Source organism: Bradyrhizobium zhengyangense (assembly GCF_022012555.1).
Classification (GTDB): Bacteria; Pseudomonadota; Alphaproteobacteria; order Rhizobiales; family Xanthobacteraceae; genus Bradyrhizobium; species Bradyrhizobium zhengyangense.
Genome location: NZ_JAKLTZ010000004.1, coordinates 810,522 through 826,155, shown reverse-complemented (window position 1 = coordinate 826,155; position 15,634 = coordinate 810,522). Strand labels below are relative to the sequence as shown.

Below are 15,634 nucleotides of genomic sequence, written 5' to 3'. Positions count from 1 at the left end.
CTTCGATTTGAAGTGCGCCCTCCGCCGCGCTTGATCCAGCGCAACTTTCCTCGTCGCTATCGGATGCAATGTCGCGCCGATCAATCGGACTGCAATCGAGGCAAGGCATGAAGGCGTATTTCATCGGCGGTGGCATCGGATCGCTCGCAGGCGCGGCGTTCCTGATTCGCGACGCGAATTTGTCGGGGCGCGACATCCTGATGTACGAGGCGCAGCCGTTGGTCGGAGGCAGCCTCGACGGTGCGCTGCTTCCGAATGGCGCCTATTCGCTGCGTGGCGGCCGCATGCTTACCACCGACCATTACGAATGCACCTGGGACCTGCTGTCGGACATTCCCTCGCTCGAACGACCGGGCCACAGCGTGCGCGACGAAACCGTCGCCTTCAACGAGGAGAACCCGGCGCATTCGCGCGCGCGGCTGGTCGACCGCAACCGCTTCAAGATCGACGTCTCGCATATGGGCTTCACCGCCGGCGACCGGCTCGAGTTGTTGCGCCTCACCGAAGCGTCGGAGGCGACGCTCGGGAGCAGCCGCATCACCGACTGGCTGTCGCCGGGATTCTTCGAATCCAATTTCTGGTACATGTGGCAGACCACCTTTGCCTTCCAGCCCTGGCACAGTGCGGTCGAGCTGAAGCGCTATCTCCACCGCTTCATGAACGAGTTCCCGCGCATCGAGACGCTCGCCGGCGTCAAGCGCACGGTCTACAATCAGTATGACGCGATCGTGCGGCCGCTCGAGGATTGGCTGAAGCGGCAGGGCGTGCAATTCGTGCGGGGGACGCGCGTCACCGACATGATGTTCGAGCCCAATGGCGAGAAGCTGCGGGTGCGCCAGCTCGTGCTGGACCGTGATGGCCGCGCCGCCAATGTCCGCCTTGAGGACGGCGACCTCGTGTTCTTCCAGAACGGCTCGATGACGGATGCCTCGAGCCTCGGCACCATGGCCGAGCCCGCGCCATGCCTGACGAAGAATGACAGCCAGGGCTGGGCGCTCTGGGAGACGATCGCCAAAGGACGTCCCGAATTCGGTAATCCCTCGGCGTTCAACACCTCGATCCCCGAATCCTATTGGCTGTCCTTCACCGGGACCTGCCGCGACCCGCGCTTCTTCGACCAGATGGGAGCCTTCTCCGGCAACAGGGCCGGTACCGGCGGGCTTGTGACCTTCAAGGATTCCAGCTGGCTGATGTCGGTCGTGCTCTACCATCAGCCCCATTTCCTCGGTCAGCCCAAGAACGTCCAGGTGTTCTGGGGCTATGCACTGCATCCCGATCGCATCGGCAATTTCGTCGCCAAGCCGATGTCGGATTGCGGTGGCGCCGACATCCTGAAAGAGCTCTGCGGTCATCTGAATTTCGACCGCGCAATATTCGAGGACGCGATCTGCATTCCCTGCCGCATGCCCTACATCACCAGCATGTTCATGCCGCGGCACGTGACCGACCGGCCGCTGCCGGTACCGAAAAATTCGGTGAACCTCGCTTTCGTCAGTCAGTTCGTCGAGATTCCCGACGATGTCGTCTTCACCGTCGAATATTCGGTGCGCGCGGCGCAGATGGCGGTTTATCAACTGATGAAGATCGACCGCCCGATTCCAGCCGTGACCCGCCATGACAAGTCGCTCGCCGTGATCTTCGCGACGCTGGAGAAGGCGTTCGCGTGATCGAACTATCCCGACGCGACCAGTGGCAGGCTGACGTGAAAGACCGCGCCGCCTGACGGTGCATTCTCGGCCCAGATGCGGCCGCCATGCGCCTCGACGATGGTGCGGGCGATCGACAGACCGATGCCCATGCCTTGCGCCTTGGTCGTGAAGAACGGCTTGAAGATCTCGGTTACCTTTTCGGCAAGGATGCCGTCGCCCGAATCGGCGATGGAGACGACGGCATGATTGCCCTCGGCGAGGCTTGTTCGACCGACGACGCGGCGCCGGTCTGCCGGAAGATGCGCCACCGCATCCATGCCGTTCACGACCAGGTTCAGGATGACCTGCTGGAGCTGGACCCGGTCGGCTTTGACGCGGATGCCGGCCGATGACGGCTCCGTCGTGAGCCCGACATCGTGGGTCAGCGCTTGCACGGAGAGAAAGCGAAACACCTCATCAACGGTCGCATTGAGGTCGATCTCGCGCCGTTCGGTAGGGTCTCGCTTCAGAAACGTACGCAGCCGGCCGATGACCTCGCTGGCCCGTTGATCGTCGCGGCGAATGTGCTCCAGCATGTCGCTGATTTCGCCGAGGTCGGGAGCGGAGTCCTGCAGCATCTGCCCGGCCGTCTCGGCATTGAGCAGGATCGCGGCAAGCGGCTGGCTCAGCTCGTGTGCGATCGAGGCGGACATCTCGCCGGCGGTGGCGCGGCGGTTCATGTGGGCGAGCTCCGACATGCGTTGACGTGCCTCGACTTCCGCTAGGAAACGTAGGCGGCGCTCGCGCAGCAGAATGGTGATCATCAGCGCCTGCGTCAGCAGCACGCCCGTGACGATCATGGTGTGCCAGTAATACTGTTCCCAGAAGCTCGGTACGCGGAAGCGCACCTCGCTGCCCGCAGGCAGATTGGATTCGTCGACATTCCAGCGTTTGAGCTCTCGCCAGTCGAAGATCGGCTTGACGTTGTTTCCGTTGAAGGGCGGGATGCTCGCCGGCGCTTCACCATCGAGAATTCGCATCGCGACAGCGCCGGCCTCTCGTCCGATGATGTCGGGTAGCAGCAGGAAGCCGCCCACGCCCGCCTTTCCGAGCAGCGTATCGGATGTGATGATGATCGGCCGGTTCGTGCTTTCGGCAATGCGCGTGAGCGCGGCGGCCGGGGAATAGTAGGTGCCTTCGCCGTCGGAATACATGGCCGAAGTCAGGATCGCGGAGCCTTCGGGCAGGTTGGCGACCTGCTTGCGCACTTCGCGCAGCACAGTGCCCGAGAGATCGGTAACCTCGAGACCGGGCATCGCAGCCGCGAAATCCTGCTTCCAGTGTCCATAGACCAGCGGATTCGACCAGGCGCTGCCGACAAGGACGACACGGGTCAGGTTGGGAACGACGGCGCGCGCTGCGGTCAGGAGATGGGTCGGCTTCACTCTTGAAAAAACGGCGGTGGTGTTGGGCAGGAACACCGCGCGCACCTCCGGCAGATCGGGCACGAGGCCGTACACGACGAGTGCGGCCGGCCAGATGTCCTGCTTCCGCTTCTGGAGAAACTTTGCCGACGCGACGCCGATCGACACGACGACGTCGATCGGTCGGCGCGCATATTTGGTCTTGAGGTGGTCGACGAGACTCTCTTCGTAATCCGGTCCCGGGAAGCGGGGGAGATCGAGGCTTTCGCCGTAGATCACCGTGTCGATATTGCCGTTCTGTTTCGCGACGGCGCGGATGCCGTCAAAGATTTCGGAGTAGAACGGCGAGCGGAAATCGGCCTCTTCCAGCACCAGGATGGAGCGCTGTCGGGGGCCGTCGGCGGCGCATTCACGTGACAGGCAGGCGGACAGAAGGACGATGAGAATGCGCGCAAGCCCGGTGATGATACGCATTGCTGGACGCTCGGCCCCGCCTCGGGTTGCAATCGGGCCTCCTCCTGAGGATGCACGAAAGAAGCATACCCGCCTAAAGCGGAGTTTCAACGACAGGATGCGTGTCGAGGCTCGATGAACAAGCGGCGTGACGAGGGGCCGCTGCTACTTGAACGGGTCCTGGATCGAATGCGACGACTGCCTGATGCGGCGCACGCTCACCGGCTTACCGTCAGAGACGAACAGCAGCTCATATGTCCGGCCCTCATTGTCGGTCGCCGAGCAAGTGACGTCGTTCACCTTCCTGGCGGCGAAATTGCCGGTCTGGCGGCAGACGCCCCTGGAGGTCTGCTCTGCCGGTACCGGAAGGCCGTCGACCCTTGGCCGGCTCTTGGAGTTGAGCAGCATGCGGTCGATCGGCAACTCGTAAGAATTGTCGTCGGCCCGCTTGCCGTTCTCGCCGGAAAACGACACGACGTGGTTCTCGTCACTGGGGTCGTCGACGGCAACGGCGAAATTGACCCGGCCCTTGTCGTCATGGGCGAAGGCCACGGTCTTGCAGGCAAAGGGACGACCGGCGACCTTCAGCGTCTTGCAGTGGCCGGACATCAGCGCCAGCATGTCGACAAGCGAATTTCGCTGGGCCGGCGGATTGTTCACCGAAATCGCCGTGGAAGACTCGGCAAAACAAGGGCTTGCGAGAAAGACGAGGATTGCAGCCAGAACCGGTCGGGGCAGGCGCATCGTCGGGCTCATGTGCCAGGGGGCCATGGACGGGCGAGAGTTCCGTCCACTAACCATCGAATCGCAAATTGGTTGCGATCCGGTTTGCCCGACCAAGTGTTCGACCAAGCCCGTCTGGAATACCACCGCGCCACCCATCGGCGATTCGCCCCGATCGCCCCAACCCGCTCTAGCAGGCACTTGTCGCCAGGCCGATGTTTTTTTCGTGGCGGCGAGGGAGAGGTGTCACGCGGCCCGCATCATGGTCCGCGCAAAGGCCGGGTAAGTTTCGGCCAGCTCGTCGAAAATCCGCCCCCGCAGCAGCGCCAGCGTGGCGGCATCCGGCCGCTTCGTTTCGCACACCACCTCCGGCTCCCGATAGGCAAAGCCCGTGTTCTCCATGATATCGGCCGGGGTGAAGGGCGGGTGCACGGAGCGAAGTGCGAAGCCGCCCGCCTCGCGGTCGAAGTCGAACAGCGCCATGTTGGTCAGCAGTGCGTAGGGGCCGCCGCGCCGCGGCACCTCCGGTGTGATCGCGCGGGCACTGACGAAATCGACCTTGGGCACGAAAACCCGCGGGGAATGCTCCTCGCGAAACAGGATCACGCGCGGAATGAGATGATAGAGATAGGCCGAGCCGAACGAGCCGGGCCAGCGCACGTGGCTTGTGGGATAGTCTCCGGTGCCGACCAGGTTGATGTTGCCCTGGCCGTCGATCTGGCCACCGCCCAGGAAGAAGGCATCGACGCGGCCCTGGGCCGCACAGTCGAACAGCTCGATCCCGCCATTGGTGAAGAAGTTGTGCGCTTGCGATCCCAGAATCGAGATGCGCACCGGCGGCTTGCCACAGAGCTCGTTGCGGGCGCGCAGCAGCATGGCGCCGGCCGCGGGGATCGGCGACGACGCGCCGACCGCAACGTGTCGGATGCCGTCGAGCAGATCGGCAATGGTGGCAATCAGGATCTCGCGCCGCTCGCGATCGGCCGACATCAGGCCACCTGCTTGCGATGGGTCAGGAACGCCGAGAGGTAAGCGCGAAAGCCGTCCTCGCTGCGCGCCATCGCCGCGTAGCGCGCGATCTCGGCCTCGTCTGCCGGATATTCGTCCCACAGCGCCAGCGGCCAGGCGCCGCGCTCGGCGACTGCGATGGCGTCGACATAGAGCGAGGGCAACACGCCGGCGGCGGAGTCTTCGCTCTCGAGCAGATTGCGATCGACGATGCGCTCCACGGTGACCAGCGTGCGCTTTGCGGCATAAGCGAGGTCGGCGAGCTCGCGATGCCGGCCGATGCGGACATTGCCGGCGCGGTCGGCCTCGGGCGCGTGAAACAGCGCGACATCGGGTGAGATCGCGGGCACCACGACGACCTTGCGCGCCTCGCCGACGGGGCTGTCGATCACCTGCCAGTCCGGCCGCACGTTGAGCAGATCGCTGCCGATGATGCCGGCGATCGGCATGAACGGCACGCCTTTCTGCGCGGCGAGCAGGCCGGCATAGATCGCGGGGCAGGTGGAGTCGCGCATCGTGAAGGCGCCGCTCTTGACGCCGGCGGTGAAGCGCGGCGCGCCGCCGGCCTCGCCCAGCGACACCGCGCTGGTCTCCAGCGAGGCGACGCAGCCTGCGCCGATCAGGAGATCGGCCTGCAGGCCCGAGATCGGCACGCAGATCAGCTTGAGGTCGCTTATGCCTGTTTCGAGTATCGCCGCGGTCGCGGCCATTGCCACGCCCGAGCCATCGACAGGAATGGCCAGCGATTGGCCGGGCCCAACGCGCGCGGCCAGCGCCTCCAGCCCAACGATCTCGGTCATGGCGTCCTCCAGCCGGTTTTCTCCATCCTGCCTCAAGCCATCGCCGTCTGCCAGCGCGTATCGCGCAAGGAGGGGCGGCGGTGCAGGCGGGTGTCGAGGAGGTTGCGGGCGCGCGGCAGCTCGCCGCCGCGCATCAGGGCGACGAGGAACGTGTCCTCGATCAACTCGCGCTGCGCGTGGCTGCCGCCGATGCGGACGACCTCGTTAAGGACCGGTGCAAGCTCGCGCACGCAGGCGGCGTAGTTCTCATCCGCAAAGGCCGCGAGTGCTCGGCAAATCGCGGGCACCACGGGACCGGCCGGCAACTTGCCATCGGTCAGCCGCTGCTCGATCACGGCAAGGCGCGCCGCAAGCGCCTCGCGGTTTTGCGTTGCGGCTGCAAACAGCGCCATGTGGACGTCGGCGAAGGGCAGGCCGGATTTCGGGAAGAGCTTTTGCGCGGCGGCGTCGGCCTCGGCCCAGAGCCCCTTCGGTACGGCATGGCCGTAGGCCGACAGGCGCCAGAGCAGCGAGGCGCTGTCGGTGATCACGTTGAGCGGCGGCGCTTGCGTGGCGGAGGGCTGCAGCACGTCGGCATAGATTTGCAGCGCCCGCGTCGCGTCGCCGTGCTCGAGCGCGCCGAGGGCCTGATGCCAGAGGATATGGCCGTGCAGAATGCCCTCGCGGCCATAGGTCGGTATCCACTCCTCGACGAGACGATCGGCGTCCTCGATCGAGCCGTCCTCGAACATCGCGTGCAGCACAGCGTGCGCGGCATGGGCGTTGGCCCGGCGGAGGTCAAAGCCGCGCTCGGTAACTTTCCGGCCGCGCGCGACGTCGCCATTCTCCGTCATCGCCCAGCCGGACATGGTGAGAAACCACCAGTCCTCGCCATAGTGATGCGCGACGCGCTCGCACAGCTCGTGCCGCGCGCGGTCATGATCGGCCATGCCGGAGAAGGCGAACAGGCCGAACGCACCGAGCGGCAGCGACAGCACCACGGCATCGCGCGGCCATGCGTCGACATGTTTGCGCATCGCGGCGATCGCGTCGGGCAACCGGCCCTCGATCGCTAGCGCCAGCGTCTCGACATGCGAGCGCTCGCGTTCCGTGCCGCTGATGGCGACGAGCTCGCGCGCGGCCGCCGCCTTTTGCCGGGCGAGATCGCCCTGCTGGTAGAACGCATGCACGCGGGCACGTGCGATGTGGGCGAGCGCCAAATCCGGATCGGCAACGATCGCGCGCTCCAGCGCTTCCGCCGTGCCGGTCCACCCCGCGAGCATGAGATCGACGCCTTCGCGATAGGCCGACGCCGCATCGTCGGAGGTGGTGGAGAGCGGCAGGCCGTAGCGGTCCTCAAGCGGCATCGTTGTCTCCGAAAGCTCAAGCCGTCCGCGCGCGACGTCCTTCGATCGGATAGGCCGGGTCGTTGTAGCCCGGCGTCGACGGGTGGCCCGGCACCACGAGCCGGTCGATCAAAGCCTCGTCCTCGGCGGTGACGCGATAGTCGAGCGCGCTGATGTAGCCGTCCCACTGCTCCTCGGTGCGCGGGCCTGCGACGATCGACGAGACGAACGCGGAGTTGAGCACCCAGGCCACCGCGAACTGGCCGGCGGTGATGCCGTTCTTCTCGGCGTGAACCTTGATCTCCTGCGCGAGCTGCAGGGACTCCGGGCGCCACTCGGTCTGCATCATCCTGGTGTCGTTGCGGCCGGCGCGCGTGTCCTTGTCCGGAGCGGCGTCGGGCTTGTACTTGCCGGTGAGCACGCCGCGCGCCAGCGGGCTATAGGGCACGATGCCGAGGCCGTAAAAAGAGCAGGCCGGAAAATGCTCGACCTCGGGCATGCGGTTCATCGCATTGTAATAGGGCTGGCTGACCACGGGACGGTCGATGCCAAGCCGGTCGCAGATGTTGCAGATCTCGGCGACGCGCCAGGCGCGGTAGTTGGAAACGCCGAAATAGCGGATCTTGCCTGATCGGATCAGATCGCCCATCGCGCGCACCGTCTCCTCCAGCGGCGTCGCATGGTCTTCCTTGTGCAGATAATAGATGTCGATGTGGTCGGTGCCGAGGCGCTTCAGGCTCTCCTCGGCTGCCTGCAACACCCAGCGCCGCGACAGCCCGACGCGATTGGGATCGTCGCCCATAGGATTGGCGAGTTTCGTCGCGAGTACCCAGGCGTGCCTGGTGTTGCCGATCGCGCGTCCCACGACCTCTTCGGAGCCGCCTTTCGAATAGGCGTCCGCGGTGTCGATGAAATTGATGCCGGCGTCATGCGCTTTCGCGATGATCCGCGTTGATGCCGCCTCATCCGTCGGCCCGCCGAACATCATGGTGCCCAGGCAGATCGGCGATACTTTCAGGCCAGAGCGGCCGAGTTGGCGGTATTGCATGGGCTGTTTCCTCGATGCTCCTGTTGTGAGGCACCATAGCCAGCTACGCCCGTCATTGCGAGCGCAGCGAAGCAATCCAGAGATGCGTCCGCAGAGGGATGCTGGATTGCTTCGCTGCGCTCGCAATGACGGGGTGACAGTCGTGGCAGCCTGGCTATGCCGCCGGCCCCTTCAAGATCTTGAACACGCCATTGGCCATCACGACGCAGCGTTCGTCCACGGTCACCTCGGTGCTCATGAAGATCAGGCTCCGGGTCGAGCGCACCACGCGGGGGCGGGAGATCAGGATGTCGCCGATCTGGCCGGCCTCGACGAAATGGGTATCGAGCTGAACCGTCGCCATGTAGTCCTTGCCGGAGACATAGCGGGCGGTCATGCCGCAGGTGCGGTCCGCGAACGTCATCATCACGCCTCCCTGCACCATGCCGCGGCGGTTGTGATGCTTGTCTTCGGTGGCGAGTGCGAACTCGTGTCGGCCGTCGACCTTACGCTCCCACAGGGGGCCGACGAGGTGCATGAAGCCCGTGGTCTCCAGGATGGTCCAGCCATCTGATTTGAGCTTTGCTGCGGCCTTGCTCGTCATCGCTCCGTCCATCCCTGCAACGCATGATCTCTTCTCGTTTCATCAGATGCGGTCCTGGTGTAGTCAAGCATCATGAGAACTTTCAGCGATGCCACCAGACGGAATATCGCAGCCGCCTGCGCGTCCTTTGCGCGGCTGCCTGATGTGGCCGAGCCTTCGGCGCTGAAGCGCGCCGCCGTAGTGCTGGCGTTGACCGCATCCAGTGACGGCGACGACACGGCATTTCTTCTGACGAGGCGCGCATCGAGTTTGCGCTCGCACCGCGGTCAATGGGCATTACCCGGCGGCCGCTGCGATGCCGGCGAGACGCCGGTCGAGGCGGCGCTGCGCGAGCTCGACGAAGAGCTTGCGCTCAGGCTTCCACCCGATGCCGTCCTCGGCCTGCTCGACGATTATCCGACGCGCTCCGGCTATCTGATCACACCGGTCGTGGTGTGGGCCACTGAGAGCGCTGCGCTCACGCCGAACCCGGACGAGGTCGCCTCCGTCCATCGCATCGCGCTCGACACGATCGAGCGTGACGACGCCTTCGACTTCACCGCGATTCCCGAAAGCAGCCGCCGTGTGATTCGCTTCCACCACCAGATGAGCCTGATCCACGCGCCGACAGCGGCGCTGATCTACCAGTTCCGCGAGGTCCTGGCAGGGCGGCAGACCCGCGTCACCGACCTGGAACAGCCGGTTTTCGCCTGGAAATGATGGTAAACGGCGCGTTAACGTGACGGTTACCGGATGCCTGCTAAGAGGGCAGCATGCATCATTCGATTCGAACACATCTGGCGCTGGTTCCACTCGCGCTCGTTCTGCTCGTCCCCGCCGCGCGTGGCGGTGAGTCCGACGCGCTGCCGCCGGCCGTCAGCAATGCCAACGCCCAGCTCCTGTCGCAGTTTTTCGCGCAAGGCGGTGCCTCGCCGGCCGTGCTCGAATATCGCCGCAAGCTCGCTGAGTATCAGGCTATCAGGGGTGCCTTCGACCAGGAGGCCGGCGCCTATTGGAGCCAGGTCTCGGAGAAGCGAAAGGGCCGCAACGCCAAGCGGCGCAGCGGGCAGCAGATCACGCTCGACGATTACGTGCTGGAGCAGCCGCCGGTTTATACCGGGCCGAAGCGACCGGTGAACCCGGAGCCGGAGGAAACACCGGAGCGTCCGCCCCGCAAGCCATTGCCGGTGGCCTCCGATCTGCTGCGCGCCGCGCAGGATCTCTATCAATTCACACCGCAGCGGCCGACGAACGAGGTCGAGTTCAAGCGCGCCTATGCGCGCTACGCACTCGCCTCGGGGCTGACGCGGGAGCAGGCGGTGCGGGTCTATTCCTTCGAGACCGGCGGCACCGGCAATTACGACGTGCAGGCCGGCATCGAACATGGCGGCAAGCGCGCGATCTCGACCGCGATGGGCTACAATCAGCTGCTCACCACCAACAGCGTCGAGCTCCTGGCCGAGCAGGGCCACGAGTTGATCCGCGCACTGTCCGACAAGGTGGCGCGCACCTCAGGTCCGGCGCGTCAGGCGCTCGAGCACAAGCTCACCGTTCTCAGGAAGATGGTGGCGCATGCGAAGTCGGTGCCGGACTCCTGGTCGGAGCACGAGAAGATCGGCGACAGCGCGCAGGGCTGGGCCATGCATGCGATGGTGCTGGACGTCGACATCGGGCCGATGCTGCAAACCCACAAGCTGTTGACCTCGGTGCTGTTCGCCCGCGCCAAGGGCTACACCCGTCCGCTCACCGCCGCCGAGCTCGAGATGATGAACCTCACCGGCGACGGTACCGGCCTCGACATGGTGACGATGCCGCAGGCGATGCGCGAGCAGGTGCCGACCTCGAACTTCTTCCAGCGCAGCGGCTACGAACGCAATCCGGTCGCGATCCGCCACAACACGGTGGCGAAGCTGCTGGCGGTGACGGATGACCGGATGGACTCGAACAGCAGCAAACCCGGCGCAAGGGAGCTGGCGGCGGCGTTCTAGGACGACGGGCCTGCCGCATTCCCTTCTGTCATGCCCCGGCTTGACCGGGGCATCCAGTACGCCGCGGCCTCTCGATTCGATCACAACGGTCTCTGGAATACTGGATCACCCGCTTTCGCGGGTGATGACACCGAGAGTGTGACGACGCCGTTGCCCGCCACTTTAGCCCCCTACTGGTCCGGCCCGAACTTGAACCTGCCGTCGCCTTCCAGATATTGCCCGCTGCGCATGTAGAGCTGGCCGTTCTGGCCGATGAAGAACAGCGTGCCCTTCGGCACCTTCTTGGCGCCCTTCAACAGCTCGCCGGCATTGCTGGTGCCCATCTTGTAGGAAAAGGTCTTGCCTTCCTTGTCATAGGCATAGCCGGTGTCCGGCTTCAGCTCCCACGGCGTTGCCGCGTTTTGCGCGAGAGCGGGGGCGGCGAACGCGCCCAGCACGGCTGCGATTGCAAATGTCTTGATTGAAAATGCCATCATCCATCCTCCCCATTGTCGGGGTGCCCGTTTGAACAAATCACGAACGATGCGTCCGGGTCAATCCGCGATGACGCCGCAGCGCATCACGTCTTGACCAGCAGTTTGTGATTTTCCCTTCGTCCCCTCGCGACTATGTTCCGCTTTCGGTCTAGAACGCAACACGACAAAGATATTGGTGGGGATGATTCGAATGCGTCACGTCGTAAAAATTTGCTGGATTGCCATGACGTCGCTGACGGCACTTGCGCCGGCGGCCCGGGCCGATGACTACCAGCTCAGCCACAACCAGCGGATTTCGTGCAGCCGTGGCCTTGCCCCGGGCAAGCTCAACACCGCGACCTGCAAGTCCTACACCTATCTCTTCAATACCAGGACCTCGGAATATTTCCGCTGCCAGGTCTCGCTGGCGCTGACCCGCGACAACAAGGAGGTCATCAACGTCCAGACCGACGGCGGCTGCACCAAGCGGCCGCGCATCTTCGAGGCCGACGGTCACTATGATTTCGACGCGACCGAGACCGAGCCGCCGAACACCAACTCGTTCTTCGGCCCCGGCGGCTATTCGATCTGGGCGGCCGACATGACCGCGCAGAAGATCCGCGGCTGCATCACCATCTCCTCGGGCCTCGGTTCCGACATCTCCAAGTGCCTGGACATGACGTTCCAGTAAGCACTTGCCAGTGACGGCCTGCCAGTAACGGCAAGGCGCGCTACAAGAATAACAATCAGGGAGAACGCGCGATGGACCGGCTCAAGGGCAAGGTTGCGATGGTGGTGGGCGCCGGCTCGATCGGGCCCGGCTGGGGCAATGGCAAGGCGACCGCGGTGACCTTTGCGCGCGAGGGCGCGCAGGTGTTTTGCGTCGATCGTAACGGCGCTGCCGCCGAGGAGACTGCGAAGATCATCGCCGGCGAAGGCGGCAAGGCGACCGCGTTCACGGCGGACGTCTCGCGGCCGGCCGAGATCGAGGCGATGGTCGCCGCGTGCCTGAAGGCCTATGGCCGCATCGACGTGCTCGACAACAATGTCGGCATTGCCGAGATGGGCAGCGTGGTCGAGGTCACCGAGGAGAGCTGGGACCGCGTCTTCTCCGTCAATCTCAAGAGCGCCTATTTCGCCATGAAGCACGTCATTCCGGTCATGGTGAAGCAGGGCGGCGGCTCGATCATCAACATCTCCTCGATCGCCTCGATCCGCCACATGGGCATCTCCTACGTCACCTACGGCACTTCGAAGGCGGCGATGAACCAGATGACGCGCACCACCGCGATCGAGTTCGCGAAGCATCATGTGCGGGTGAACGCGATCCTGCCCGGCCTGATGAAGACGCCGATGGTGGAGCATTCCGCCGGCCTCGCCAACAGCTACGCCAAGGGCGATGTCGAAGCGATGTGGCGCGCCCGCGATGCGCAGGTGCCGATGGGCCACATGGGCGACGCGTTCGACGTCGCCAATGCCGCGCTGTTTCTGGCGTCGGACGAGTCGAAATATGTGACGGGCATCGAGCTCGTGGTCGACGGCGGAATCACCTGCAAGGCGGGGGCTTAATTAGCACCGCTCCAGATCCGTCATCCCGAGGTGCGAGTTACTCCGCGCAACGCGCGGGGTGCCGAGCCTCGAAGGATGAACGGCCACGATGCAGCCGGGCCGTCGCCCTTCGAGGGCCGCTGAAGAAGCGGCCACCTCAGGGTGACGGATCACATCATCCCCCAGCGCTCAACTCCGCGCGATCGAGCTCCTCCTCGAGCCGGTGAAACGCATCATCCCCGATTACTTCCGTTGTGCGGAGGTGGAAGATCGATTTGCGCGCGGCCTCGATGGCGCGGCGGCGCAGGGGATCGGCGGGCAGTTCGCCGTTGGGGATGCCGCCACGAGGATCGTCATCGGCCTGCATCAGGATGGCGCGGTATTCGAGCCTGAGGATTTCAGCCTCTTCCGAGGGATCGTCCTCGATCGCATCGAGCGCGGCGCGATAGGCGATGGCGCGGGCGCGCGCGACCTCGATGCCAACAGGATCGTCGTCCTTGAGGCCGAAGGCAAGAATCAGCGGCCGCAGCGTCAGGCCCTGGACCACCAACGAGCCCAGCACCACTGCGAAGGCGATGAAGACGATGAAGTCGCGATAGGGGAAATTTTCCGGCAGCGCGAAGGCGGTAGCGAGCGTGACGAGGCCTCGCATGCCGCACCAGGCGATGATGAGGCCGCCTTTGGGCGAAGCGACCTGTTTCGGATCCTTCGGGTGATAGATCCCATTTGCGATCAACAGGCGCAACGTGGTGCGGTAGAACGTGATCCAGAGCAGCCGGACCAGGATGACGGTAGCCAGGATCCACGCCGCGGCCACGCAATATTCCCAGCGCACGTCTGTATCCAGCTTCGCCCAGATCGGCCGCATCTGCATGCCGATCAGCATGAAGGCGAGCACGTTGAGGACGAACACCGTCGTCTCCCACACCGCGTAGGACGGCACCCGCAGCCGCGCCGGTATGCGCGCCGGCGCCGATTGCGCAATGGTGATGGCATAGACCACGATGGTGAGGATGCCGGAGAGGCCGAGATGCTCCGCTCCGATCCAGATCAGGAAGGTGGTGGCGAACTGCACGATGATCGCGCTCGGCACCTCTCGCACCCGCTCCATGATCGGCGGGATGATGCGCCCCGCAACTAGGCCGGCCAGCACGCTGCCGACCAGTCCGAGCGCGATCGTCGGCGCGACCTTGCTCCATTTCAGGTGCTCCATGACGACGGCGCCGACCGCGATGCGATAGATCAGCAGCGCGCTCGCGTCGTTGAGCAGGCTCTCGCCCTCGAGCACCTTGACCATGCGATAGGGCAGCTTCACCTGGCTCAGGATCGCGACGGCAGCCGCGGCATCCGGCGGCGCCACGATGGCGCCGAGCGCCACGGCGGCGGCCCAGGGCATGTCGGGGAAGAGCCGATGCGCGACATAGGCCACGCCCACCGTGGTCAGGCCGACTGCGGCCACGACAAGGGTCGAGACCGGAACCCAGTTCTTGCGCAGGTCGCGCAGCGACGTATCGAATGCCGCATCCAGCAGCACCGGTGCGACAAAAAGGGCCAATGCCAGGCCTGGATCGAGCGTCCAGGATGGGCTGTTCGGCACGAAGGCAATCAGTGCGCCGCCGATGGCGAGAAAGGTCGGATAGGGGACCTTGATCCGCCGCGCCAGCGCCGATAAGGCAACGGCGCCGAGCAGAAGCGCGATGATCCATTCGAATGTCGACACGACGATCCCCGAAACCGATGCGAGCGGCGCCACAAGCTAGCACCAATCCGGCCGTATGATGGATAGTGCGGCCTCGAGGCAAGCCTTTCGACAACGACGAGCATGCGTTTTCAAAAACTCATTCAGATGTCAGCAGCCCTTGCGCTTTCGGCGGTCCTGCCCGGTGCGGCCCATGCCGCGACCGGCGGCGAGCCGGCCGCCGTCGCGCAGATCGACGTCGCGGCGTGCCTCACTGCGGCCGCTGGCGATGACATGGACAAGGCTGGCCCGGCCTGCGCCGCCGTCATCGACAACGAGAAGACGGCCAAGCCCGATTTGGTCAAGGCGCTGGTCGCGCGCGGCGCGCTTCATGCGCGGCATGACCAGATCGACCGCGCCATTGCCGACGACAGCCGCGCTCTGCTGCTCGATCCGACGCTGGCCGACGTCCTCAACGCGCGTGGCGAGCTCTGGCTGAAGAAGGGTGACAAGCCCAAGGCGGTGCAGGACTTCGGCGCAGCGCTGCGGATCGATCCGAACCACGAAAAGGCCAAGGCTAATCACAAGGCCATCGCGCGCGAGCTCGAGCGGATCGGTGCCCAGATGGCGGTGGCCGGCAAGCCCAGCTTCAATTGTGCCGGCGCGCGCCGTCCCGTCGAGAAGGCGATCTGCGCCAATCGCGAACTCGCGGATCTCGATCGCGAGGTCTATGCCGCCAATGCGCGCGTGATCCGCGAGGCGCGCAACGAGGGCGAGGCGAAGAAGCTTCAGCGCGAGCAGGACGACTTCATCGCCCGCCGCAACGCCGGGTTTGGCCGGTCAGGCTTTGATCTGAAGAAGGCGATGCAGGACCGGCTGCAAAAGCTGAACGGGGTGGACGGGTATTGAGGCTTCTTTGCCTCTCCCCGCAAGCGGGGCGAGGGAGACTGGGCGGCGATCCGTCCCTAACGGACTGCAACTTGAACCGAATCTT

Annotated in this window: 15 protein-coding genes; 6 read left to right on the top strand and 9 right to left on the bottom strand. The window is 64.8% G+C overall.

What is annotated here, in order from left to right; genetic code table 11:
- The first annotated feature begins 68 nt into the window (after window positions 1-68).
- Window positions 69-1,667, top strand: a complete 1,599-nt coding sequence (locus L6639_RS19420; protein ID WP_271607957.1) for an oleate hydratase — start codon at window positions 69-71, stop codon at window positions 1,665-1,667.
- 5 nt (window positions 1,668-1,672) lie between these two features.
- Here L6639_RS19420 and L6639_RS19415 read toward each other — a convergent pair whose 3' ends face one another.
- The 7 genes from L6639_RS19415 to L6639_RS19385 form a co-directional block, all read right to left on the bottom strand.
- Window positions 1,673-3,526 carry a sensor histidine kinase gene (locus tag L6639_RS19415; protein WP_237863222.1) on the bottom strand — a complete coding sequence of 618 codons (1,854 nt, stop codon included), beginning with the start codon at window positions 3,524-3,526 and terminating at the stop codon, window positions 1,673-1,675.
- Window positions 3,527-3,670: 144 nt separating this feature from the next.
- Window positions 3,671-4,249 carry a hypothetical protein gene (locus L6639_RS19410; RefSeq protein WP_237863221.1) on the bottom strand — a complete coding sequence of 193 codons (579 nt, stop codon included), beginning with the start codon at window positions 4,247-4,249 and terminating at the stop codon, window positions 3,671-3,673.
- A 225-nt stretch (window positions 4,250-4,474) separates the two neighbouring features.
- Window positions 4,475-5,218 (bottom strand): CoA transferase, encoded by a 744-nt coding sequence (locus L6639_RS19405; RefSeq protein WP_237863220.1) that lies wholly within the window; start codon window positions 5,216-5,218, stop codon window positions 4,475-4,477.
- Window positions 5,218-6,036, bottom strand: coding sequence for a CoA transferase subunit A (locus L6639_RS19400; RefSeq protein WP_237863219.1), 819 nt, complete (start codon window positions 6,034-6,036; stop codon window positions 5,218-5,220). The genes L6639_RS19405 and L6639_RS19400 overlap by 1 nt, the downstream gene beginning before the upstream one ends.
- 32 nt (window positions 6,037-6,068) lie before the next feature.
- A complete protein-coding gene (locus L6639_RS19395) occupies window positions 6,069-7,382 on the bottom strand; it encodes a tetratricopeptide repeat protein (protein WP_237863218.1) in 1,314 nt (437 codons plus the stop codon).
- Window positions 7,383-7,398: 16 nt separating this feature from the next.
- Entirely contained in the window at window positions 7,399-8,409 is a 1,011-nt protein-coding gene (locus L6639_RS19390) for an aldo/keto reductase (RefSeq protein ID WP_237863217.1), read from the bottom strand.
- 154 nt (window positions 8,410-8,563) lie between these two features.
- A complete protein-coding gene (locus L6639_RS19385) occupies window positions 8,564-8,992 on the bottom strand; it encodes a PaaI family thioesterase (protein WP_237863216.1) in 429 nt (142 codons plus the stop codon).
- 72 nt (window positions 8,993-9,064) lie between these two features.
- On the opposite strand from L6639_RS19385, the gene L6639_RS19380 reads away from it, so the two are divergent.
- On the top strand, window positions 9,065-9,691 hold the full coding sequence (locus L6639_RS19380; RefSeq protein WP_237863215.1) for an NUDIX hydrolase: 627 nt from the start codon (window positions 9,065-9,067) through the stop codon (window positions 9,689-9,691).
- A gap of 53 nt (window positions 9,692-9,744) precedes the next feature.
- A complete protein-coding gene (locus tag L6639_RS19375; protein WP_237863214.1) occupies window positions 9,745-10,959 on the top strand; it encodes a hypothetical protein in 1,215 nt (404 codons plus the stop codon).
- 170 nt (window positions 10,960-11,129) lie between these two features.
- On the opposite strand, the gene L6639_RS19370 is transcribed toward L6639_RS19375, so the two are convergent.
- Window positions 11,130-11,432, bottom strand: coding sequence for a hypothetical protein (locus L6639_RS19370; protein ID WP_237863355.1), 303 nt, complete (start codon window positions 11,430-11,432; stop codon window positions 11,130-11,132).
- Between the two features lie 193 nt (window positions 11,433-11,625).
- On the opposite strand from L6639_RS19370, the gene L6639_RS19365 reads away from it, so the two are divergent.
- Window positions 11,626-12,105 (top strand): hypothetical protein, encoded by a 480-nt coding sequence (locus L6639_RS19365; RefSeq protein ID WP_237863213.1) that lies wholly within the window; start codon window positions 11,626-11,628, stop codon window positions 12,103-12,105.
- Between the two features lie 71 nt (window positions 12,106-12,176).
- Complete coding sequence (locus L6639_RS19360; protein ID WP_237863212.1) at window positions 12,177-12,983, top strand: SDR family NAD(P)-dependent oxidoreductase; 807 nt, start codon at window positions 12,177-12,179, stop codon at window positions 12,981-12,983.
- A 154-nt stretch (window positions 12,984-13,137) separates the two neighbouring features.
- Here L6639_RS19360 and L6639_RS19355 read toward each other — a convergent pair whose 3' ends face one another.
- On the bottom strand, window positions 13,138-14,715 hold the full coding sequence (locus L6639_RS19355; RefSeq protein WP_237863211.1) for a cation:proton antiporter: 1,578 nt from the start codon (window positions 14,713-14,715) through the stop codon (window positions 13,138-13,140).
- Between the two features lie 69 nt (window positions 14,716-14,784).
- Between L6639_RS19355 and L6639_RS19350 the strand changes: the two genes are divergently transcribed.
- Complete coding sequence (locus tag L6639_RS19350; RefSeq protein WP_237863210.1) at window positions 14,785-15,549, top strand: tetratricopeptide repeat protein; 765 nt, start codon at window positions 14,785-14,787, stop codon at window positions 15,547-15,549.
- Window positions 15,550-15,634 lie beyond the last annotated feature (85 nt).